This window comes from Marinobacter nitratireducens (genome assembly GCF_000708045.1).
Taxonomy (GTDB): Bacteria; Pseudomonadota; Gammaproteobacteria; order Pseudomonadales; family Oleiphilaceae; genus Marinobacter; species Marinobacter nitratireducens.
Map to the genome: position 1 here is coordinate 45,310 of NZ_ANIE01000003.1, position 21,331 is coordinate 66,640.

General features: G+C 56.9%; 18 protein-coding genes. 10 read left to right on the plus strand and 8 right to left on the minus strand.

Annotated elements, in window-relative coordinates:
* Positions 1 to 12: 12 nt before the first annotated feature.
* Genes D777_RS02090 through D777_RS02115 form a run of 6 tightly spaced genes read right to left on the minus strand, consistent with a single transcriptional unit; the run spans position 13 to position 6,954 of the window.
* Complete coding sequence (locus D777_RS02090; RefSeq protein ID WP_036128350.1) at positions 13 to 1,761, minus strand: BatD family protein; 1,749 nt, start codon at positions 1,759 to 1,761, stop codon at positions 13 to 15.
* Positions 1,755 to 3,581 carry a VWA domain-containing protein gene (locus D777_RS02095; RefSeq protein ID WP_036128352.1) on the minus strand — a complete coding sequence of 609 codons (1,827 nt, stop codon included), beginning with the start codon at positions 3,579 to 3,581 and terminating at the stop codon, positions 1,755 to 1,757. The genes D777_RS02090 and D777_RS02095 overlap by 7 nt, the downstream gene beginning before the upstream one ends.
* Positions 3,574 to 4,599 carry a vWA domain-containing protein gene (locus D777_RS02100; RefSeq protein WP_036128354.1) on the minus strand — a complete coding sequence of 342 codons (1,026 nt, stop codon included), beginning with the start codon at positions 4,597 to 4,599 and terminating at the stop codon, positions 3,574 to 3,576. Before D777_RS02100 ends, D777_RS02095 begins: the two co-directional genes overlap by 8 nt.
* Entirely contained in the window at positions 4,593 to 5,063 is a 471-nt protein-coding gene (locus tag D777_RS02105; protein WP_036128355.1) for a DUF4381 domain-containing protein, read from the minus strand. The genes D777_RS02100 and D777_RS02105 overlap by 7 nt, the downstream gene beginning before the upstream one ends.
* Positions 5,060 to 5,992, minus strand: a complete 933-nt coding sequence (locus D777_RS02110) for a DUF58 domain-containing protein (protein ID WP_036128357.1) — start codon at positions 5,990 to 5,992, stop codon at positions 5,060 to 5,062. Before D777_RS02110 ends, D777_RS02105 begins: the two co-directional genes overlap by 4 nt.
* The gene (locus tag D777_RS02115) at positions 5,992 to 6,954 is read right to left on the minus strand and encodes an AAA family ATPase (RefSeq protein WP_036128359.1); all 963 of its coding nucleotides are present in this window, start codon (positions 6,952 to 6,954) and stop codon (positions 5,992 to 5,994) included. Before D777_RS02115 ends, D777_RS02110 begins: the two co-directional genes overlap by 1 nt.
* A gap of 161 nt (positions 6,955 to 7,115) precedes the next feature.
* Between D777_RS02115 and D777_RS02120 the strand changes: the two genes are divergently transcribed.
* From D777_RS02120 to D777_RS02135, 5 genes are all read left to right on the plus strand, one after another.
* Positions 7,116 to 12,002, plus strand: coding sequence for an NAD-glutamate dehydrogenase (locus tag D777_RS02120; protein ID WP_036128361.1), 4,887 nt, complete (start codon positions 7,116 to 7,118; stop codon positions 12,000 to 12,002).
* A gap of 66 nt (positions 12,003 to 12,068) precedes the next feature.
* The gene (gene can, locus D777_RS02125) at positions 12,069 to 12,752 is read left to right on the plus strand and encodes a carbonate dehydratase (protein WP_036128363.1); all 684 of its coding nucleotides are present in this window, start codon (positions 12,069 to 12,071) and stop codon (positions 12,750 to 12,752) included.
* A gap of 119 nt (positions 12,753 to 12,871) precedes the next feature.
* Positions 12,872 to 13,042, plus strand: a complete 171-nt coding sequence (locus tag D777_RS18035) for a hypothetical protein (RefSeq protein ID WP_201443323.1) — start codon at positions 12,872 to 12,874, stop codon at positions 13,040 to 13,042.
* Positions 13,043 to 13,160: 118 nt separating this feature from the next.
* A complete protein-coding gene (locus tag D777_RS02130; RefSeq protein ID WP_036128364.1) occupies positions 13,161 to 14,204 on the plus strand; it encodes a class I SAM-dependent methyltransferase in 1,044 nt (347 codons plus the stop codon).
* Positions 14,205 to 14,369: 165 nt separating this feature from the next.
* On the plus strand, positions 14,370 to 15,521 hold the full coding sequence (locus D777_RS02135; protein WP_036128365.1) for a class I SAM-dependent methyltransferase: 1,152 nt from the start codon (positions 14,370 to 14,372) through the stop codon (positions 15,519 to 15,521).
* On the opposite strand, the gene D777_RS02140 is transcribed toward D777_RS02135, so the two are convergent.
* Positions 15,503 to 16,114, minus strand: coding sequence for a riboflavin synthase (locus D777_RS02140; RefSeq protein ID WP_036128367.1), 612 nt, complete (start codon positions 16,112 to 16,114; stop codon positions 15,503 to 15,505). The two genes, D777_RS02135 and D777_RS02140, sit on opposite strands and share 19 nt — an antisense overlap.
* Positions 16,115 to 16,323: 209 nt before the next feature.
* Between D777_RS02140 and D777_RS02145 the strand changes: the two genes are divergently transcribed.
* The 5 genes from D777_RS02145 (at position 16,324) to D777_RS02165 (ending at position 20,558) form a co-directional block, all read left to right on the plus strand.
* Entirely contained in the window at positions 16,324 to 17,226 is a 903-nt protein-coding gene (locus D777_RS02145) for a hypothetical protein (protein ID WP_036128371.1), read from the plus strand.
* 60 nt (positions 17,227 to 17,286) lie between these two features.
* Positions 17,287 to 17,964, plus strand: a complete 678-nt coding sequence (locus D777_RS02150; protein ID WP_036128372.1) for a TetR/AcrR family transcriptional regulator — start codon at positions 17,287 to 17,289, stop codon at positions 17,962 to 17,964.
* A gap of 94 nt (positions 17,965 to 18,058) precedes the next feature.
* A complete protein-coding gene (locus D777_RS02155) occupies positions 18,059 to 18,523 on the plus strand; it encodes a L,D-transpeptidase family protein (protein WP_406564757.1) in 465 nt (154 codons plus the stop codon).
* Between the two features lie 23 nt (positions 18,524 to 18,546).
* Complete coding sequence (locus tag D777_RS02160; protein WP_036128376.1) at positions 18,547 to 19,779, plus strand: mechanosensitive ion channel family protein; 1,233 nt, start codon at positions 18,547 to 18,549, stop codon at positions 19,777 to 19,779.
* Positions 19,776 to 20,558 carry an S-methyl-5'-thioinosine phosphorylase gene (locus D777_RS02165; RefSeq protein ID WP_036128378.1) on the plus strand — a complete coding sequence of 261 codons (783 nt, stop codon included), beginning with the start codon at positions 19,776 to 19,778 and terminating at the stop codon, positions 20,556 to 20,558. Before D777_RS02160 ends, D777_RS02165 begins: the two co-directional genes overlap by 4 nt.
* Here the strand turns inward: D777_RS02165 and D777_RS02170 are convergent.
* A complete protein-coding gene (locus tag D777_RS02170; protein WP_150112588.1) occupies positions 20,539 to 21,324 on the minus strand; it encodes a CsiV family protein in 786 nt (261 codons plus the stop codon). The two genes, D777_RS02165 and D777_RS02170, sit on opposite strands and share 20 nt — an antisense overlap.
* Positions 21,325 to 21,331: the final 7 nt, after the last annotated feature.

Sequence of the window (21,331 nt, forward strand, 5' to 3'; positions counted from 1 at the left end):
TTGATTTTAGCGTCACGCGGTCAGGTTTTGCGGGTAGAGTGGGGGCAACTTGGCCCCCGCTTTTCCAGCGCCACGTTGGTGGCGATTCCGCAGTTCCTGTAATGCCCTCGCCAGCCCTTTTCCATCCCAGTTCGGAGGCATGTTCTGCCCGGAAAACAGGTGGGACTGAAGCTTCTCAAATTCTGTTTTCAGTTCTGGATTCTGCGCAAAGCGAACGGCGTCTGTAGCCGATTGGAAGTGATGCCCGGTGAAGCGGAGATTCATCCAGCGAACCAGCAGGGCTGGTGCCGTCGGGGATCCCTTGCGGGCGGCATCGATCAGCGCCTCAAAGGCGACAGATTCCCGGCCATCCTCCTGCTCATGGCCAACCTTTCGTTGCGTATTGGCGGCGCGTTTTCTGGTCACCCACCAGGCTGCCAGGGTTATTAGCCAGAGCGTACAGAACAGAATCGCCAGCCACTGCCAAGGGCTATGGTCACTGCCGTCGGCGGAGTCGGTTGCAGCCGGTTGAGCTTCAGCGGGCGCGCTTTGATCGCGAACTGGCGAGGCGGCCGCGGGTGTTTCCTCAGCTTTCGCAGGCGTAGAGCCTCCTACCTGAAGCGTCTTCGCTTCAACGATGGCAAATTTCTGACTATCCGTTTTCGTATCCCACCAGGGAATCCGTATCTCCGGCAATTCCATGGCACCGGGTTCAACCGGTACCAGGGCGGTTGTCTGAGCAAGCGTGGATGTCAGACCCTCGGGTGTTTTGATGGTTGTTCTCTCGGGCTGCTCAGGGTAGCTTCTTATGCCGTCTGGAACTTCATCCGGAAGCGGTGGGAGAGCTTCGGAGGGTAGGCCCTCGGCCTCAAGTACCAGTTCCCGTGTCAGGTTCTCCCCGGTTTCCACATTCATGGTTGGCGGCAGGCCTGATTCGGTCAGGCTGAGTTGGCTTGCAGGCAGCCAGGTGTCGCCGGTAAAGCTGGCCGGGATGTCCTTGACCGGAACATCGTACAGTTGCTCACTATCTCGCAGGAACACCAGTTTCCCATCGGCATCCCGGGCCTGCCCTTCGAATTTGATGGGCGACAGGGTCAGGGTGCCCGGCTTCTGCGGGAACAGCGCGTATCGGCGTTCCACCACACGGTAGCGAACGCCGTCCCGGTAGCGCGAAAATTCCTGCTGCTTGCCGAGCGGCTCAATGATCGCGTTCGGGTGTTCTGGTTCGGAAAGGTCACCCCTGATCAAATTGCCATTGAAGAACAACCGTACGGTCAGAGTAAGTTGCTCCTGAACGTAGACTTCGGCTTTGTCTGCAGAGAGTTCGATAAAACTGTCCCGGGCGTTGCTGGTGCCCTGGTCCGGTGGGGAGCCACTGATGACCTCGATGGTTACCGGGTCCGACGTGGAATCCCGGAAGGTGAGCGCGGGAATGGTTAACTTTCCGGTTTTTTCCGGCGCGAGCTGGTAGGTCCAGGTAATTTCGCCAACCATGTCATTGTTGACGGTTCGGATACTGTAACGCTGATTCTGGGCCAGGACCTTGAAATCCGGTTCAACCTTCTCAATGTCAGGCGTTGGTAAGTCCGACAGGTTGAAATCAAACAGATTGCTCAGGTTGATGTCGAGCTTCATGGTGCCTTTCACCGTGAGCGTAAGAACCTCTCCCTCATAAAGCTGGGTGCGATCCGGCTCTACTCTGAGTTCTTCGGCCTGTACCAACATCGCCTGCAAGGCCAGGATAGCGAGGAGGGTCAGTGGGAAGAAAAGCCGTTTTACCATGGTGTATCGCTCTCGTCGGAAGGTGTCTGCCTTTCCTGATATTGCTGCAGGAATTTGCGCCGTAACAAGCCACCGGGGTTGTCCGGTACTCGCCTTAACCATTGCTCCTGTCCTTGGGTCAGGGGCTGCTCAGAAATGTCTGCGGGTGCCTGAGACGGCTGTTTCGGAGTGTCCTGTTGGCTGCCCTTTTCGGGATTCTGTTGTTTGTCTTGCGCGTTATCCGCTTGATCTTTCTTGCCTTGTTGAGACTCATCGGATGGCGATGACTGTTTGTCCTGTTGCTGTTGCCCGTTCTGGTCGGACTGACTGTTATTTTGCTGATTCTGATTCTGATTTTGTTGTTGGCCCTGGTTGTTTTTTTTCTGTTGCTGATTCTGCTTCTGTTGGTTGTTCTTGTCGGACTGGTTTTTCTGGTCTTTGCTCTGGTTCTTGCCAGAGTTCTTCTGTTGCTGCTTTTGTTTCTCCAGCAGCTTCTCCACCAGTGCACGGTTGAACGTCGCGTCTTCCATTTTCGGGTTTTGCTTCAGGGCCTCATCGTACGCATCAAGGGCTTCTTTCAGCTTTCCGGCCTTGGCCAGGGCGTTGCCGCGATTGAAATCCGCAGCGGCGCCCGGGACCTCGGCAAATGTCTCAGCGGCCTGCTCAAACTGGTTTGCCCGAAACTGAGCCGAGCCACGCCAGGAAGGGGTGGTCAGGGTTTTTGCGGCGTTTTCAGGGTCGTTTTTAATCAGATCCGGTGCGCGTTGATCTTCCCGCTGCCAGAGGCTATCCCAGTCCATTGCCTGAGCCGGTCGGGGGGCCGCGAGCGGGATCAGGCTCACTGCAATCACTGCAAACGCCCCGCGCCGCCAACCCAATAACAACAGTGGCAGCAATGCCCAGAGAAACCAGTAGCCATCATCCTGCCATCGTTTGATCGTTCGCTCTTGCTCCGGATCCTGCCAATCGCTCTCGGCGTCCGGAGCCAGATTTAGCGCGTCGATATCCTTGTTGTCCAGGGTCAGGGTATGGCTCGTTCCATGGTTCTTGCTGGCAAGGAAAGTCATACCTTCGGGGTCGGCGCGGGTAATGACAACCTCGCCGTTATCTCGGATGAAGCCGCGCTTGGCCAATGGGATTGGGCCTCCCTCCGGAGTGCCGACGGTCAGGGTGCTGAGTGAGAGTTCGGTGTCCCTCAGGCTATCCCGTATGGCGTCGAAATAGCGGGCGGGCACGTCATCACTGATCAGCAGGATTCGGCCCTTGCCTGGTGCGCCCTGTTCAAGGAGAGAGCGGGCCTGGTCAATGGCCAGATCGGCCCGGTTGCCAGGTGCTGGCATGATGACCGGGTCTAGAACCTCCAGCATTCCTTCGATGGTCCGGCGATCCTCTGTCAGAGGTGAGACCACGTGGCTGTCAGCCGAATAGACAACCAGACCGTTGAGGCTGCCTTCACGCACGCCGAGGATGTCGCGGATTTTTCGCTTGGCCAGGGTTAAACGGTCAGGCTCAACATCGGTAGCCAGCATCGACAGCGAGAGGTCCAGAACTATGACAAGGCTGTCGCCTGGTTGCTTCAACGGTGTTGGCGCCTCTCGCCACGCAGGGCCAGCAAGGGCGATAGACAGAATGGCCATAGCCACCATCGCAGGAATGACTGGTGACTTGATCCGTTCCCTGGCGGTTCCCCGGCCGCTTAGTATCGGCGTAAGCAGTTGTTTGGGAATCAGACGGGCCCATCCGCTGTCGCCGGATCTGAGATGGCGAATTGTCACGTACAGAAAGGGTAGCGCCAACAGCATCAAGAGCCATGCGGGTCTGAGGAAATGAAACTCAGCCATGGGCACCCTCCCGGGACTCCAGGCGACGCTGCTCTCGCCAGGTGCCCAATGCCCGGCTCAAAACAAAAATCAGCCAGATGATTCCCGCGATACCAGCGGGCCAGGCATAGAGCTCTGTAACTGGACGATAAAACTGTCCTTCCAGTTCAATGGGCTCAAGTTGGTTAATGCTTTCGTAGATCATTTCCAGCTCCGGAAGGCTGCGAGCCCGGAAATAACGACCGCCAGTCTGTTCGGCCATTCGGGTAAGCAGCGCTTCGTCCAGATCACGGGATGGGTTCACCTGGCGGGAACCCAGAAAGCCCCGTTGAATCATCGATTCGGCGCCAATGCCAATGGTATAAAGGCGTACACTGGCGGCTTTGGCGATTTCGGTGGCTTTGTCGGGCGTGATTTCGCCGGCGGTATTGGCACCGTCTGTGAGCAGAATAACAACCCGTTGATCCTGAGGGCGGTCACGAAGCCGTTTGATGGAGAGCCCCACGGCGTCACCGATTGCGGTGGCGCGCCCTGCCATACCGAGCCCGGCCTCTTCAAGCAGGGTTTTTAGCGTCTTGAGATCGAACGTTAACGGTGCCTGCACGTAGGGCTCGGTGCCAAACAGTATAAGGCCCAGGCGGTCTCCCTGTCGGCGGGAGATGAAATCGTCCAGAACGACCTTGACGGCCTGAAGTCGGTTAATGCTTCTGCCCTGGATGACCATGTCTTGTTCATCCATGCTCGGGGAAATGTCCACCAGGAGCATGAGATCCCGACCGGTAACCGGCAGTTGGACCTGTTCGCCCACGTGCTGGGGTCGGGCGACGGCAATGACCAGAAGTAACCAGGTCAGAAATAGAATCAATCGTTGCCAGAGAGGGCTGACTTTGCCCCGTTGACTGACGCCCGGCAAGTCGGAAAACCAGTGCCCCATGGGCAAAACGGGTGCGTCCACAAACTGCCTGCCGGGTCGTAACCACATGAGAACCAGGGGCAGCAGTCCAAGCAGCAGTAGCCAGGGGTACGCAAGGCTCAGCATCTCTGATCCTCCAGCCAGCGTTGGGCAAACGACATGGCCTGGGCGGGCTCTGCGCTCACGGAGGGTTGCCAGGTACTGTGAACGATGGCTTCCACGACAGGGCGGGAGGCAATGCGTTCGTTTTTTGACGTTTCAAGCAGGAAGCATACCCAGGCGTCGCCTGTCAGGGCTTCCGGATACTGATCCGGATAACGCGTTCTTGCGGCTTTTTTAAGGAGCGCATTCAGAGCGCTGAACCACTGACTGTCCCGCGAGGATGCTGTTTCCAGTGTGGCAAGTTCCTGCATGGCGAGCCGGAGCCAATGGTTGCGGCGGCGTCTCCAGAGATACAGCCAGATGGTCGCGGCCGCGGCAAGGAGAATGGCCAGCGCGAGTAACCACCAGCCCGGTGCCGGCGGCCAGAAACCACCCGGTTCCGGCAGATGAATGTCCCGGAGTTCGCCCAACGGGTTCTGGGGAGTCATCCGATCCTTCCTCCCGCCCCAAGCAACGGTTTTAGTGCCGCGGCGGGGTCGTCGGCCGTCAACAGGTTGGCTGCCTGAACGCCTGAGGTCCTGAAACATTGCTCCAGCAAGTGCTCGTGAGCCTCGACTCTGTCTTTCCAGGCTTGCTGGAAGCGGTGGTTGGAGGCGTCAAACCAGACCGGCCCATCGGGGCCTGCAACGGCAAACTGACCGTTTTCGGGAAGGTGAAGCTCCAGTGGGTCGATAATCCGCAACGCACTGACGGCGTTGTGTCTTGCTAATGATCCAAGCAGCGTGGCGGTTTCTTCTGAGACGCCCATGAAATCGCTGATGACAAAGATGCGGCTGCCCGTGTGAGCAACCCGTCTCGCCTCGGCCAGCGCCTGGTCCAACCCGAATGCCTGGTCCGAAACTGGCTGCCGGGCTGTATTTTCTCCAGGCTGGTGTTGAAGGTCTGCGAGAGTGTCGAGCAGCTTCAGCACGGATTTCTTGCGCCGGGCCGGGCGCTGGACAACCAGATGCGGGCCATTGAAAACAATACCTCCGACCTGGTCACCCGCCCAGAGTGCGAGCCAGGCCAGGAGAGCGCCCACTTGCGCGCAACGAACTTGCTTGTACGCGCCGGTACTGGCAAAAAACAGGCTGGGCCCGAGATCGCAAAGCAAGAGCACTGGGCGTTCGCGTTCTTCCTCGTAAAGCTTGGTGTGTGGGGCCTGCCGCCTGGCCGTGACCCGCCAGTCGATGCTTCGGATATCGTCGCCGGGCTGATACTGGCGCACTTCGGCAAACGCCATACCGCGCCCGCGCTGGGGCGAGCGCTGAAGGCCCGCCTTCCGGGTCCGGATTTTGCGGGCCGATGGTAGTTTCAAGGCACGAGCCTCGGCTTGCAGTCGGATCAGCTCGGGCAGGTCGATGGTGACGTCAGCCATTATGCGGTAACCGGCACCCGATCAATCAACCGTTCGATCACGGCATCTGCCGTCATTCCTTCAGCTTCCGCTTCGAACGTCAGGAGAATTCTGTGCCTGAGGACGTCGAACGCCATGGCGCGCACGTCATCCGGAGTTACATAGTCACGCCCCTCCAGCCAGGCCAGCGCCCGGGAGCAACGATCCAGCGCGATGGTTCCCCGTGGGCTGGCACCGAACGCCGTCCAGCGGGCCAGCTCAGGGTCAAGGCTGGCAGCATCGCGGGTTGCGAGCACCAGGGCAAGCAAGTATTTCTCGACGGCTTCAGCCATGTAGATGTCCGCAACCTCGCCCCGTGCTTCGAATACTTCATCGGCCGAAAGGCGAATGTCGGCCTTTGGCTGCCCCTGTCTGTAATCGTTGCGGGCAAGGTGAAGGATGGCGCGTTCGGAGGCGGCATCGGGGTAGTCAATCACCACGTGCATCAGAAAACGATCCAGTTGTGCTTCTGGCAGCGGATAGGTGCCCTCCTGCTCAATGGGGTTCTGGGTAGCCATGACCATGAACAGTTTGTCGAGGGGGAAGGTTTGCATCCCGACACTGATCTGGCGCTCCCCCATGGCCTCAAGCAGCGCGGACTGTACTTTTGCCGGAGCCCGGTTAATCTCATCCGCCAGTACCAGATTGTGAAAAATTGGCCCGCGCTGGAACTCGAATTGGCCGGTCTCTGCCCGATATATCTCGCTACCGGTAACGTCGGATGGCAACAGGTCCGGGGTAAACTGGATGCGGTGGAAATCTCCTGCGAGATGCTCCGCGAGGGCCTTGATGGCGGTGGTTTTCGCGAGCCCGGGAGCGCCCTCCACCAGAAGGTGACCATCTGCGAGTAATGCAATCAGTAGACGATCAACCAGCTTTTCCTGGCCTATGATCCGTTTGGCTAACTGATCCCGCAATTCACCGAACGTATGCTGTAGCGACATTGGAAGTGATTGCCCCTCTTTCTGAGGTTTGTTTGAAGAATCCGCATGTTGCGTAAGTAGTTGCCGCAGTTTTTGCGTCTGGACGGCAAAAATCAAGGGTTTGACTATGCTTATGTGACGATACGTTGATTACGTTTATTTCACTTTAACCGAGGTCGAACATGAATGCGCTGACAGTGGCCAGCAAGGATCAGTTTTTCGAGAAGTTGGCTGACGCTTTCGCACAAAAAATTGCCAAAACCGAAGCAAAGAAAATCAGCGAATTTGCCAAGCAGCATTATGCCCATATTCCCCTCGAGGAATTGGTCAGCCGACGATTCTCGGATACGTACGGTGCTGTACTGGCCGCCTGGCAGTTTCTTCAGAAACGCAGCGGCGAGGAGACTCCGGTCTCAGTATTCAACCCAGATCTCGAAAGCGACGGTTGGCAATCGACCCACACCGTGGTTTTCATTCTGCACCCGAACATCCCGTTCCTGATTGATTCCCTGAGGATTGCAATCAATCAACGGGAGATTGGTACCCATTCTATCCAGCATTCCATACTCCAAGTAGAGCGCACAAAGGAGGGCAAACTCAAGAAGCTTCTGCCCACGAAAAAAAGCAGCTCTGGTGCTGAGTATGAAGCTTTCATCGTGCTTGAGATTGATCGCCACAGTGATCCAAAAGATCTGAAGGCGCTGGAGGAGGCTCTGCAAACCGTACTGCATGAAGTCCGGATAGCGGTTTCCGATTTTCCCGTGGTAACAGAGAAAGTCAGCGAAATTCTGGCCGGTCTGGACAAGACCAAGGCCGGAATAACGGATGAGGAAAAGGAGGAGGCCCGTGGCTTCCTGAACTGGCTTTTGCAGGATCACTTCACCTTCCTCGGCTATGACGAATACGACTTTGCCAAGGACAAGAGCGGCATCGTTGTTCGTCGTGTTGAGGATTCAGAGCTGGGGATACTGCGTGTCAATAACGAACGCCCGGACCGGGTACGGCTGAATGAGTTGCCCCAGCGCACCCGTCATGAAATGACCCGTACCGACGATATATTCATCTTCGCCAAGTCAGCTCAACGCTCCCGGGTGCATCGTCCGGCCTACCCGGACTACATTGCGGTGAAGAAATTCAACACCAAAGGCGAGGTAGTTGGCGAGCGTCGCTTCCTGGGTTTGTATACAGCCCGTGCCTACAACGAGCGCCCGGATGAAATTCCGCTATTGCGGCGCAAGTTCCAGTCTGTGATGAAACAATCCGGTTTTCTGAAAGACGATTATGCCGGTAAGGAACTGGAGCAGATTCTCACCCTGTACCCAAGGGATGAGCTGTTCCAGATCAAAACAGACGAGTTGCTCCGGGTTGCCAAGAGTATTCTCTATATTCAGGAGCGCAGGCGCATAGAGCTGTTCCTGCGCGAAGACGTGTACGGGCAGTTCGTGACTTGTCTGGCGTTCTTTCCGCGGGATATCTATAACACCGAATTGCGTCTGAGGGTTGAGCAGGTTCTCGTGGACACACTCGGGGCGGAGGACGTCGAGTTTGTAACGCATTTCTCAGAATCGGTTCTGGCTCGGGTCCAGTTCACGATTCGTGTGCCACAGGTTGAGAACCGGCAGCTGCCGGTAGCGGAGATCCGCGAAAAGGTCATTGCCTTGGCACAGTCCTGGCGTGACGGGCTCTACGATGCTCTGAGCGAGACCTATGGGGAAGAGCAGGGGAATGAACTCTATCGGTTGTGGGCGGGAGGATTTCCGGCCAGTTATACCGACATGTTCTCGGCTCGTCGTGCCGCCATTGATCTGGAGCATATTGCTTCCTCCGCTCAGACAAATGATCTGGCTATGAGCTTTTATCGTGCTCTCGAAGAAGATGAGAACACTCTGCACTTCAAGCTGTTTTTCCCGGACCAGCCATTGCCTCTATCCGATGTCATGCCGATTTTTGACAATCTCGGCTTTAGGGTTCTGGGTGAGCACCCGTTTGAGGTCATTGATCGAAACGGAAAAACCGTCTGGATCCATGACTTTTCACTCAAGGTGCACACGGGGGATGTCGTAGATATCCATCGTATTCGCCCCATTTTCGAGGATCTTTTCCGTAAGGTCTGGCACGGCGATGCAGAGAACGATGCCTTCAACCGGATGCTGCTCTCCTCCTACATGAGTTGGCGGGAAATCGCTCTGCTTCGCACGTTTGCCCGCTACATGAGGCAGATACGGTTTTCGAACAGTCAGACGTTTATTTCCAATACCCTGGTCAATCACGTGGATCTCACCAGGATTTTGCTGGATTACTTTGAGGCCCGATTCAATCCGGACAGGAACCAGAGCCCTGCAAAGAGCAAAGCCGCCCAGCAGAAACTTGAAATCGAGTTCAACGCCGGTCTGGATGAAGTGGAAAACCTCAGTGAAGACCGGGTGCTCCGGCTTTACCTGGAATTGATGCAGGCAACCCTCCGGACTAATTATTATCAGCCGGATGCGGAAGGCGGCACCAAGCCTTACATCAGTGTGAAGTTTGACCCATCGCGCATTCCGGATATGCCGTTGCCGTTGCCGATGTTTGAGATTTTCGTCTACTCGCCACGAGTCGAGGGTGTGCATCTGCGCGGTGGCAAGGTTGCCCGCGGCGGTCTGCGCTGGTCCGATCGGTTCGAGGATTACCGGACAGAGATCCTGGGGCTGGTGAAGGCGCAGCAGGTCAAGAACGCGGTCATCGTGCCTGTGGGTGCCAAGGGCGGATTCGTAGCCAAGCGTCTGCCTGATCCGGCAGACCGTGAGGCCTGGCTTGCCGAAGGCATCGAAGCCTACAAGACCTTTATCCGTGGACTTCTGGACATCACCGATAACCTGGTGGAGAGCGGGATACAACCGCCGGAGCGGGTAGTTCGCCACGACGAGGATGATCACTACCTGGTCGTGGCGGCTGACAAGGGCACCGCCACCTTCTCCGACATTGCCAATGGCCTGTCCGCGGAATACGGCTTCTGGATGGGCGATGCGTTCGCCTCCGGTGGCAGCAATGGTTATGACCACAAGAAAATGGGCATCACCGCCCGGGGTGCCTGGGTATCCGTGGAACGGCATTTCCGGGAAATGGGCATCAACCCGGCGCTGGATGAGTTTACTGCCATTGGTATTGGTGACATGGGCGGCGATGTATTTGGTAACGGCATGCTCTGCTCCGAGAAAACGAAGCTGGTCGCAGCCTTTAACCATGTCCATATTTTTGTCGATCCATCGCCAGACCCGGAGAAGAGTTTCAAGGAGCGTAAGCGGCTGTTTGAGCTTCCCCGTTCCGCCTGGACCGACTATGACAGCAAGCTGATATCAAAAGGGGGTGGCGTATTCAGCCGAAACGCGAAATCCATTCCTGTCAGCCCGGAGATGAAAAAGCTGCTGGGTATCAAGGCTGACCGGGTGCCGCCAAATATGCTGATCTCCCATATTCTCAAGGCCCAGGTGGACCTGTTGTGGGTTGGAGGCATCGGAACCTACGTCAAAGCGGCTTCCGAATCTCACGGTGATGTTGGTGACAAGGCCAATGACGGTCTCCGGATCAATGGCTCCGAGCTTCGATGCAAGGTTGTGGGTGAGGGCGGCAACCTCGGGTTGACCCAGTTGGGTCGGATTGAGTTTGCTCTCAAGGGCGGTCGCCTGAATACCGACTTTATCGACAACTCCGGTGGTGTTGACTGCTCGGACCACGAAGTCAACATGAAGATCCTCCTTAACCAGGTGGTGACCATGGGGGATCTCACCGACAAGCAGCGTAACGTCATGCTTGAGGAAATGACCGATGAGGTCGCCACATTGGTCCTGAAGAACAACTATCGCCAGACGCAGGCCATCAGTATTGCCAGCGAGGACGCGGCAACCCGGCTGGAGGAATACCGGCGTTTGATGAACACGCTGGAAAGCGAAGGCAAGCTCAATCGCGCCCTTGAATTCCTGCCGGATGACGAAACCCTCTCCGAGCGCAAACTCGACAAGAAGGGCCTGACCAGGCCAGAGTTGTCAGTGCTGATTTCCTATGTGAAGGGAGATCTCAAGCAGGCGCTGATTGACAGCAGTCTGCCGGATGAACCGTTATTGGCGGGTGAAATGTACAAGGTTTTCCCAAGGGAGCTGACTCAGAGATTCTCCGGAGAGTTGGGGGAGCACCAGCTCAGGCGTGAAATCATTGCCACACAGATTGCCAATGACATGGTCAATCACATGGGCATCACGTTTGTTGAGCGGTTGAACCAGTCTACGGGTGCGGATGCTGGCTCTATTGCTCTGGCTTGGATTATCGCCCGGGACGTCTTCCGAATTGACAACTGGTGGGACAAGATCGAAGCTCAGGATTTCCATGTGTCGGCGAAGCTGCAGATGGAACTGATGCAGGATCTGATGCGGTTGATGCGCCGCTCGGTTCGCTGGCTGTTGCGTAACCGTCGTGCCGAACTCAGCATTCAGGCGCATATGGAGCGGTTTGCTGACAGCGTCTGGGCGATTACTGCCGGGTTGCCGGACTACCTCGGCGAGCAGGCCCGGGTCGCGTGGGAAAAACGCCATCAGGCCCTTGTGGATTCGGGGTTGCCGAAGGAGTTGGCGTCTGTCGTTTCCGGAACCGATTATCTCTATTCCTCTCTTGGCATTATCGAGGCGAAAGAGGCCACTGGCCTGCCGCTGAAGACGGTTGCCAACCTGTACTACGAGCTTGGCGACAAGCTGGATCTGAACTGGTTCGCCAATGCCATCGCAGCGCTCACTCCGACTTCCCACTGGCAGGCGCTGGCCCGGGAAAGCTTCCGGGAAGATCTGGACTGGCAGCAACGGGCGCTGACCACCGGCGTTCTCAAGCTGGCAGGTAAACCGGAGAAGGTGCCCGCCAGTATCGAAAGCTGGCTTGAGTACCATGAGCCCATGATCGACCGCTGGAAATCCATGCTGGCGGAGCTGAAGGGGGTGAGGGAGCCTGAATATGCCATGTTCTCCGTGGCGTTGAGAGAATTGCTGGATCTGGCACAAAGCACGCTTCATTCAACCCAGGCGGAGAGTGATGGGCAGACTAACTGAGTATTGCTTTGTAGAAGTGATTCGCGTTCAATCACGGCCTTGGTATCAATGATGGGAGTGCACTGAATGGGTCAGTTAGACCACCTGCTCGACAAAAACCGGGCATGGGCCAATGGGATCAAGGCTGCCGATCCGAAGTTCTTTGATCGTCTGTCAAACCAGCAGGCGCCAGAGTATCTGTGGATCGGATGCGCGGACAGCCGGGTTCCGGCCAACCAGATTGTCGACCTGCTCCCCGGCGAGCTGTTTGTTCACCGAAATGTCGCAAACGTTGTTGTCCATACCGACTTCAACTGCCTCTCGGTGCTGCAGTTCGCCATTGAGGTACTCAAGGTTCGTCATGTCATGGTGGTCGGGCATTACGCGTGCGGTGGCGTCAAGGCGGCGTTGCTCGACGAGGGGTTTGGCTTGATCAGCAACTGGCTTCGCCATGTTCAGGATGTTCGGGATCGGCATCAGGGTGTTCTTGATGCGATTCCAAGTGAGCAGGACCGGATCGACCGGTTGTGCGAACTGAATGTTCTGGAGCAGGTCGGCCATGTATGCCAGAACAACATCGTTCGGGAAGCATGGACACGCGGTCAGCAACTGACCGTTCACGGCTTCGTGTACGATGTCGCTGACGGTATTCTGCGGGACCTGGGGTTGCACATTTCCAGTGAAGAGGATCGTGAGCAGACGCAGCAACGTGCTCTTGAGGAGCTGATCCAACGGCCTGTCCGGTCTGGTCGCCAAAAATTGGTCGACTGAAAATGTAAAATTGCGTCAAAAATTCGTGATGAGCGTCACTTCTAGACCGGTGGCGTCATCACATCTCGACGACCTCTGTTTTGTTACAGTGGCAACTGTAGTGAGTGAGGAGGTTGATCATGAAAGAAATGATGCAGAAAGCGCTGGACGCGATCGTTCACCGGAAGACCGGACATGCTGCTGAACGACGGCCATCCAGTGACCGGGGCCAGGTTGCCCCTCATCGCGAAGACTGGGGCATGTCTCCTGAGGATGCGCTCAGGGTCGGGACCGTCGCCCAGTACAAGTGACATCCGTTTTCGAGTTTCCTCCATTCGGTTCCCGGGGACGCCAATCCAGGCAAGACTCGGGGGCTGATTCCGGTTAGAGTAGCCCGCTTGACTGTTTGCTATCAGGGTACCTCTCTCCATGTCCATGCCCAACTCCCACGAAGCTCTTCTCAGAAACCGCCAACTGCTGGATGGTCGTCTGGCTTTGATTGGCCCCTCGTCTGTTGAACTACTCTCGGCCTTGCCGCAGGGCGGTATCGCGGTATGTGAGCACGTGGGTCAGGTTCAGGCGCTGAATACCCAGGGCAACTGGCGGGTGCATTATGGTTATGACGTCACGGAGCTTGAACGGGGTGGCTGTGATGTGGTGGTTGTATTTCTACCAAAAGCTCGAGCGGAACTGGATCTCCGGCTGGCGCTCGCTCGCTGGTTAACACGTGAGGGTGGTCGTCTTGTGCTGGTCGGAGAGAAAAAAGAGGGCATTTCGGGCGCTGTCAAACAGCTCCGGTCTGTGGCTCCGGACGCCGGCAAGGTCGACAGTGCCAGGCATTGCCAGGTGTGGGTGGCAACCAATACGGATTCGTTGTCAGACTTTGACGTTACCCAATGGCTTGACTGGCATACCATTGATTTCCGTGACGTAAGCGTGGACGTTGCCGGGCTGCCTGGTATTTTCAGCCGGGGAGAGTTGGATAGTGGCACCCGGTGCCTGCTTGAGACGCTGGCTGATCAGCCGCTTAAGGCATCTACTGTTCTTGATTTTGCCTGTGGAGCTGGCGTGATTGGAGCGTGGCTCCAGTCATGGCAGGCTGCCAACCATCTTCCGGTATCAACCGTCGATGGTGTCGATGTACAGTTCCAGGCGGTTACCTGTGCTCAGGCAACCTATGATCGTGCCGGCTCCAGGGGGAGCATCACTGCCTCAGACGGATTGAAGGCGTTGGATGGGCGTTGGTCTGCGGTTGTCACCAACCCCCCGTTCCATTCCGGGGTAAAAACGGACACGTCAATGACAGAAAGCTTCCTGCGGGAGGTGGCTCGCCATCTGACCTCGGGCGGCGAGTTGCGTCTGGTTGCAAATACTTTCCTGCCTTATGGATCGCTGATCCAGCGTTTTGTAGGGCCGGTTGAGCGACTGTACGAAGATCGACGCTTTACTGTTTACAAAGCGGTTCGTAGATAGCAGGCAAAAAAAAGCCCCTGGGGTGAGGGGCAAAAGGTTCGCGTCCATAACAACGGAGCCAACCGGAAAGGTTCAAGCGTGAACAGTTTCCAATCTAGGGTTAATTTCTAGAATAATCAGCCTAAAATGCCGCCCCTGTGATGAATCACCCACTGGATGCCTGAAATGACAAGTGCTGTATTCGAAACTCTGACCGGTCCCCTGACCTTGATGCGACCCGGCGCCGGGCGTTCCTTGCGGGCTTGGGATGCGGCTGACGAGTTGCTGGTTCAGCAGGCGCAGGAGCGTCTTTCGGGTTGCTGCGACCCCCGTGTTCTCGTAGTCGATGACAATTTTGGTGCGCTTGCTCTAGGCCTGAACTCGTATTCACCGGAACTGGTGGCAGACAGCGCTGTTCTCGCAGGCGCTCTGCCTCGCAACGCGGCGCTGAATCCAGACGTCGGTGATGTCGCGGCCGTTCAAAGCTGGCTGACCCCTCCTGAAGGCCCGTTTGACCTTGTGGTGATGCGGATTCCCCGTCATGCAGACTATCTGGGTTGGTTGCTCCGTTGGATTAACGGCGTACTTGCCGAAGGTGGGTTGCTCCTTGCGGGGGGCATGATCAAGCATCTGCCAGATCGCAGTGTTGACGTCTTTGGAGCTGCCGTCACAACCGAAGAGGTGTTGCCAGCCCGGAAAAAAGCCCGGGTTGTGGTCTGCCGTGCCGGGGTGTCATTACTTGACGGCTGGTCTGATTGCTGGAAAGGCTATGGGCTGGACTCAGGGATGTCTGTGCAGGCTTTGCCGGCTGTCTTCGCCCGGGATCGGTTGGATGTTGGTACCAGACTGTTCCTCCCGCAAGTTAGGAAGGCTGTGGCGACGTTGTCGGAGGGAAGTCGGGTTCTGGACCTTGCTTGCGGTAACGGCGTGGTTGGGTTGACGGCGCTTGAGCAGAATCAAGGCTTGTCGGTCACCTTTAGTGATGTGTCCAGTCAAGCTGTCATGAGTGTTCAGCGTAATCTGGCGGCCTGCTTTTCCGGATGTCACGTCGATGTGGCGCATGCTGATGGTATGCCCCGGGATGCCGGCCGGTTTGACCTGATTCTGTTGAACCCGCCGTTTCATGAGGGCGGCACGGTGGGTGATCACATTGCTCTGAGACTATTCCGGCAGGCTGCACGGCATCTTGCGCCAAATGGTCGCTTGCTGATCGTTGGCAACCGTCACCTGGGTTATCATCGCACGCTGCGTCAGTGGTTCGGTGACGTAACGCAGGTGGATGCTAACCCGAAATTTGTCGTCTTCTCGGCGCAGCGGCCTCAGGCTGGGCGGTCGTAACCCAGGCGGGCGAGGGTGTCGACAATTGTCTGGGTCTGACTGTCCACCTCAATATTTACTTGATCGCCCTCAGCAATGGAACCGAACGTTGTGGCTCTGAGTGTTTCCGGAATCAGGTGAACGTTGAAACGGTTGTCCTCAACGTCGCCGATGGTCAGGCTCGCTCCGTTGATGGCGATGTAGCCTTTTGGAAAGATATAGCGTTTCCAGTCTTCCGGCACGTCAAACCAGATGGTGACATTGTTTTCCGGACGCTCGATCTTCGACACCCGGGCGGTGGTGTGAATGTGGCCTGAGAGCAGGTGTCCGCCGATCTCATCGCCTATTCTGGCTGCTCTCTCAAAGTTGACGGTATCTCCCGACTCCAGGGCGCCCAGCGTCGTCAACCGCAAGGTCTCCTGCATGGCGTCGAAATAGAGCACATTGTTCTGCTGGCGGGTCACCGTCATGCAGGTGCCGTTGATGGCCACCGAAGCGCCAATGGTCACGCCTTCAACGCTGGTTTCCGGAAGGCGGATGGCGAACGTATTCAGGCCGGGTGCTCTGGTGACTTCGTCGATGGTTGCGATGCCTTGAACAATACCTGTGAACATTTTCAGACCTCATGGCGCGGTGGCGAAATGCCGACTGGAAAGATCGCAAAGGATAACGACCGAACCTTCTGTTGCCAAGGCGCGTCATAGTCTTGGGCTCGCAATAGAGGTGAATTGGGGCGGTGTTCGTTCAAGAAGGTGAGCGTCCGGCCGATAAGACGGGTATGGCCAGCCAAGTTAAGAGGCACGCTCACCAATGGAAAGGACCCATGGCAGAGAATCAGACCACCGCTGAACAAACCGTCCCGACTGCAGAGGCAGTTGCGTCGGCCGCAGGTGCTCAAGGCGCTGTTTTAAGGCCTGGCAGGGCAGCTGATCCTGTGCCCGCTGATGATTCTTCCAGACCCGCCATCAACGCAGGCCAGGCTCCGGCAGGCAGTGAACCTGATAAAGATGACGGTAAAGCGGCTTCACAAGTCAGCCCCGAACACCTTGTCACGGAAGATGGACCCAGCAAGGACATTGAGGAGGCGCTCGCGGAATCGCGCCAACGCAAGCTACGGCTGATATTGCGCCAGTGCGATCGAGTGCTATTGATGGACTTCGAACTTCTGGCAATGAACGGCTGGCCTGATAACTATTCACTGGCAGCGGCACGCAAGTCCCGGGATCTGTGGGTGTTCAGTGCGTTAATTGCTGCCAGTGTCTTCCTGAGTGGGCTGACGGGCTTCGTTCCTGCCTGGATTGCCGGCAGTGGGTTCGGTGCTTTCGTGATCATTCTACTGCTGGGTTTGCCCGCCATTCGACGCATCTATACCTCCAAACCGTCCTACCTTGATCTGGTCTTCAAGCGCCAGCGCATGCTGCGTGATGCACGGAAGCATATTGCGCATCTTGAGGGAGACGACGGGCTGATCTGGCAATGCGCCCGTATGGTGGAATTCAATCCGGCGCTGCGGAACACCCGGTTCAGCGATTTGCTGCGTCTGTCCGAGCAAAAGGTGATTTCCAGGTATCTGACCAGGAGAGAGCATATTAGGCTCTACCTCATATACTTGCTTGAGGCGGAGAAAGCCTACGCACGCGCTCAGAAGGCATTTTTCGAAGGGAATCAGGAGGCGCTCGACAAGGGTTGGCGTGAGGCTGTTGCCGAACCGGAGAGCAGAGCTTGACATGACTGAGTCTCAAACGTATGTTTCAAACAGACGTTTGCTAGAGGCACAGATAATAAAATGGCGCAGTCTGATACCGTTGACCGGATTCTCGATGCAGCCGAAGAGCTGTTCGCGGAGCGAGGGTTCTCCGAAACCTCGCTTCGAATGATCACCAGTAAGGCTAAAGTAAATCTCGCCGCTGTCAATTACCACTTTGGTTCCAAGAACGCGCTGATCCACGCGGTATTTGCGCGGTTCCTGACGCCGTTTTCGTCTACGCTTGAAACCGCTTTTGACGAACTTGAAGAGCGCTGTGCCGGCAAGCCACCCACACTGAACCAAACTCTCTGGGCGCTGACAGAAAGTGCGGTGCGCATGCCGCAGCGTACTGAAAAGGGTATTTCCATTTTTATGCGCCTGCTGGGTCTTGCCTACACGCAGTCCCAGGGGCATCTCAGGAAGTTTCTTGAGGATGAGTACAGTGAACCGTTCAGCCGCTTCATGCGTTTGTTGAAAGAAGCCACACCTCAGCTCTCGGCGGTTGATCGGTACTGGCGTATCCAGTTCATGTTGGGGGCGACGGCGTTCACCATGTCCAGCAGTGACGCCCTGATTGATATTCTCCAGAACAAGATCGGCGTAGACACGACCGTTCAGGAGATTGCCGCCCGCCTGGTGCCGTTCCTGGCGGCCGGCATGCAGGCCGAGGATGCCATGCTGGTTCCCCCTGCCGGAAGCAAGGTCTCTATTGCCTGACTTCCTCCCTCTCGGTTAGGCTTCCGATTGGCATCTGCCCCAGGGAGTCTGACCGGTTTTGAACGCACATCTCAGTAAGTTACCTCATATAGATATCAGTCTGGGCGACCAGACGCTTCGCTTGATTGACCCCGCGGGCAACCTGGTCAGGGAGTACTCCGTCTCGACCGGCTTGAACGGTCCTGGTGAGCAGGATGGTAGTGGCTGTACGCCCAGAGGAGAGCACTACATTCGAGCCATGATTGGCGGCGGGCAGCCGGAGCGTTCGGTCTTTCGGGGACGCCGCCCAACCGGCGAGGTCTACTCGCCTGAGCTTGCCGAGGAATTTCCCAACCGGGACTGGATTCTGAGTCGCATTCTCTGGCTTTGTGGCCGTGAATCGGGCACAAACCGGGGCCCTGGGGTCGATACTTTTCGTCGCTTCATATACATTCACGGCACGCCGGACTCCGAGCCCATGGGCATTCCCATGTCCCATGGCTGCGTGCGCATGCGTAATGCCGATGTTATTGATCTGTATGCCCGGGTAAGCCCGGGAACTGCGGTCGTTATTCGCTAAACCGGACCTGTCAGAGGAAGACGATGATCGATCAAGTAGTCTCGATGGTAAATGGCTGGATTGAAAATTTCGATCTGCTCTCCGAGGGCTGGCGGGCAGGTATTGTCGTGTTCGCGCTGGTCTTCGGCACGGCCACCGCGGCGTACCTGGCGGGGCACATGATTGTTGCGCTTGAGCGCAAGTTCACGAAAACCAAAAACCTCTGGGACGATGCGGTTCTCCATGCCGCACGAAAACCTGTGGTGGCGTTTGTCTGGTTGCAGGGCGTGTATTGGGCGGCAGAGGTCGCACACCACTATTCAAAAGCCGAGATATTCACGGTGAATGGAGCGGTCCTGCAGGTCGGATTTATCTGGATCGTGGTGTGGACCATGCTGCGGGCGATCAAGGAGATCGAGAAGATCCTGGTGTCGCCGCTGAAGATGAAGAGTCCGATGGACTACACTACGGTCAACGCGGTCAGCAAGCTCTCCCGGGCGGTGGTTATCATTACCGCGATCCTTATCGTGATGCAGACCCTGGGTTACAGCATTTCCGGTGTTCTGGCCTTTGGTGGCGTTGGCGGTATCGCTGTCGGTTTTGCGGCCAAGGATCTATTGGCGAACTTCTTTGGCGGATTCATTGTGCACCTTGATCGTCCCTTCAAAGTCGGTGACTGGGTGCGGTCGCCTGATAGGAGCATTGAAGGCACGGTAGAGCATATTGGCTGGCGGATGACCACCATTCGTACCTTCGACAAGCGTCCGCTATACGTTCCCAATGCGGCGTTCACGACTATCGTTGTCGAGAATCCATCGCGGATGACGAATCGCCGGATCAGCGAAACCATCGGGATCCGATATACTGACGTGAGCCACATGGCGCCGATCGTCTCTGACATCCGGACCATGCTGGAAAATCACGAAGACATTGATAGCCAGCAGACCCTGATCGTGAACTTTCTGGCGTTCAATGCGTCGTCCCTGGACATCATGGTGTACACCTTTACCAAGACCACGGAGTGGGTGCGCTTTCATGAAGTGAAGCAGGATGTCCTGCTGAAGATCAGCAACATTATCGAAGGTTATGGCGCTGAGGTTGCGTTTCCCACCCGCACATTGCATTTGCCGGATGGTCTCCGTCTGGAGAAAGACCGCAGTCCCACGGGGGCCACGTCAGAAGATCCGGCCCGCAAGCAGGGTGATGGCAAAAATACCGAATCGGCAGGTTCTGCCACGAAACTGGGCGATGAAGGTGAATCAGGAGAGGGTGAGTGAGCAGCGAATCTGAGCGTGGTCCGGTTGGCATCATTGGCGGTACTGGTCTGACAACATTGGCCGGTCTGAAAATAACAGGAGAAGAGGCGCGTAGCACGAGTTGGGGTGAACCGTCAGCTCCGCTGGTGCAAGGGCGTCTGGGGCATCAGTCGGTGGTGTTCCTGTCTCGGCATGGAAACCCTCATCGCATACAGCCCCACCAGGTGAACTACAGGGCGAATATTCAGGCTCTGTACGATGCTGGCGTCCGAACGGTGGTCGGGGTTAATGCGGTTGGTGGTATTCATCCAGACATGGGGCCGGCACATATTGTCGTTCCCGATCAGATCATTGATTACACGTGGGGGCGGGGAAGCACCTTCTTTGAGGGCGATCTTGAGGAGACCACGCATATCGACTTCACCTGGCCTTACGACGCTGACGCCCGGGCGATTCTTATTGCCGCAGCGACGGCCAGAGGCCTGCCGTTTTCCGATTTCGGAGTCTATGCGGCGACTCAGGGGCCTCGGCTGGAAACCGCTGCCGAGATCCGGAGACTTGAACGGGATGGTTGTGACCTTGTCGGCATGACGGGTATGCCGGAGGCCGTGTTGGCGGCAGAGCTGGGAATGCGTTATGTCTGCCTGGCGCTGGTGGTGAACTGGGCCGCCGGCAAGTCGGACCACATCATTACCATGGAAGAAATAGAGGCAGCCATTGAGCCAGGGATGTCCGGAGTGAAGGGCATCCTTGAGGCCTCAATGGCTGAGCTTGGTGCGCTTACTCCGAAATCTTCTTGAAGAAGACCAGAACGCCGATGGTCGGGGAGTCCAGAAAGTGGATCTCCTCGCTGCGCATTCTGCGGGTTTCCCGGATCCAGGTCAGTAGCTCCAGCGGTTTTTCAGTAGAAGCGGCGGTGATGCCCGTTGCCATGGCGGCTACATCGGTTTGCGCGGGTGAGTCCAGTTGCCCTGGTTGTTGGGGCGTCGGCTCTTCCGGTTGTGCCGGTGCGACGGTCTGCGGGTCAGCCTGAACTTCCTGCCAGTGATTCAGATGAACGCCGACATGAAGGTAGCGCTTTCGGTCTACAGTGATGGTGCCTTCAATTTCCCTTGTGCCGGCGTTCTCAAGCCAGTCTCCCAATTCCACGCGAAGTGGCTTCCCCTGGTAGTCTGGTGGGAAGGCTTCATACCAACCGGCTTTTGCCAGTACCCGATAGCGCCCGCTGCGCTCCAGCCTCTGGGCGGCGGCGTTTAGGTACATCTCGCTGCCCGGAACGAGCGATTGAGTGCTCTCCACAGAGCCGCCCGGGGCTACAGACCATAGAACCCCTTCGGTAGCTTCGGTGGGTTCAACAGCGCGGTCTGCCATGTGCTCATTGATCGATTCCGGATCGACAATTCGCTCCAGGATCACGAACTCGGCGCGATAGTAGTCATCGGGTACGCGCTGCGTGGTCTGCTGTTCGGGGGATTGAGCCAGTGCGGCGTCCGTCAGGGAAAACATCAGCAGCAGGGCCGCGACTACCGGGCGTGCCACCAGGTGGCGCAATTGATTACCGTCCATCTGCAAA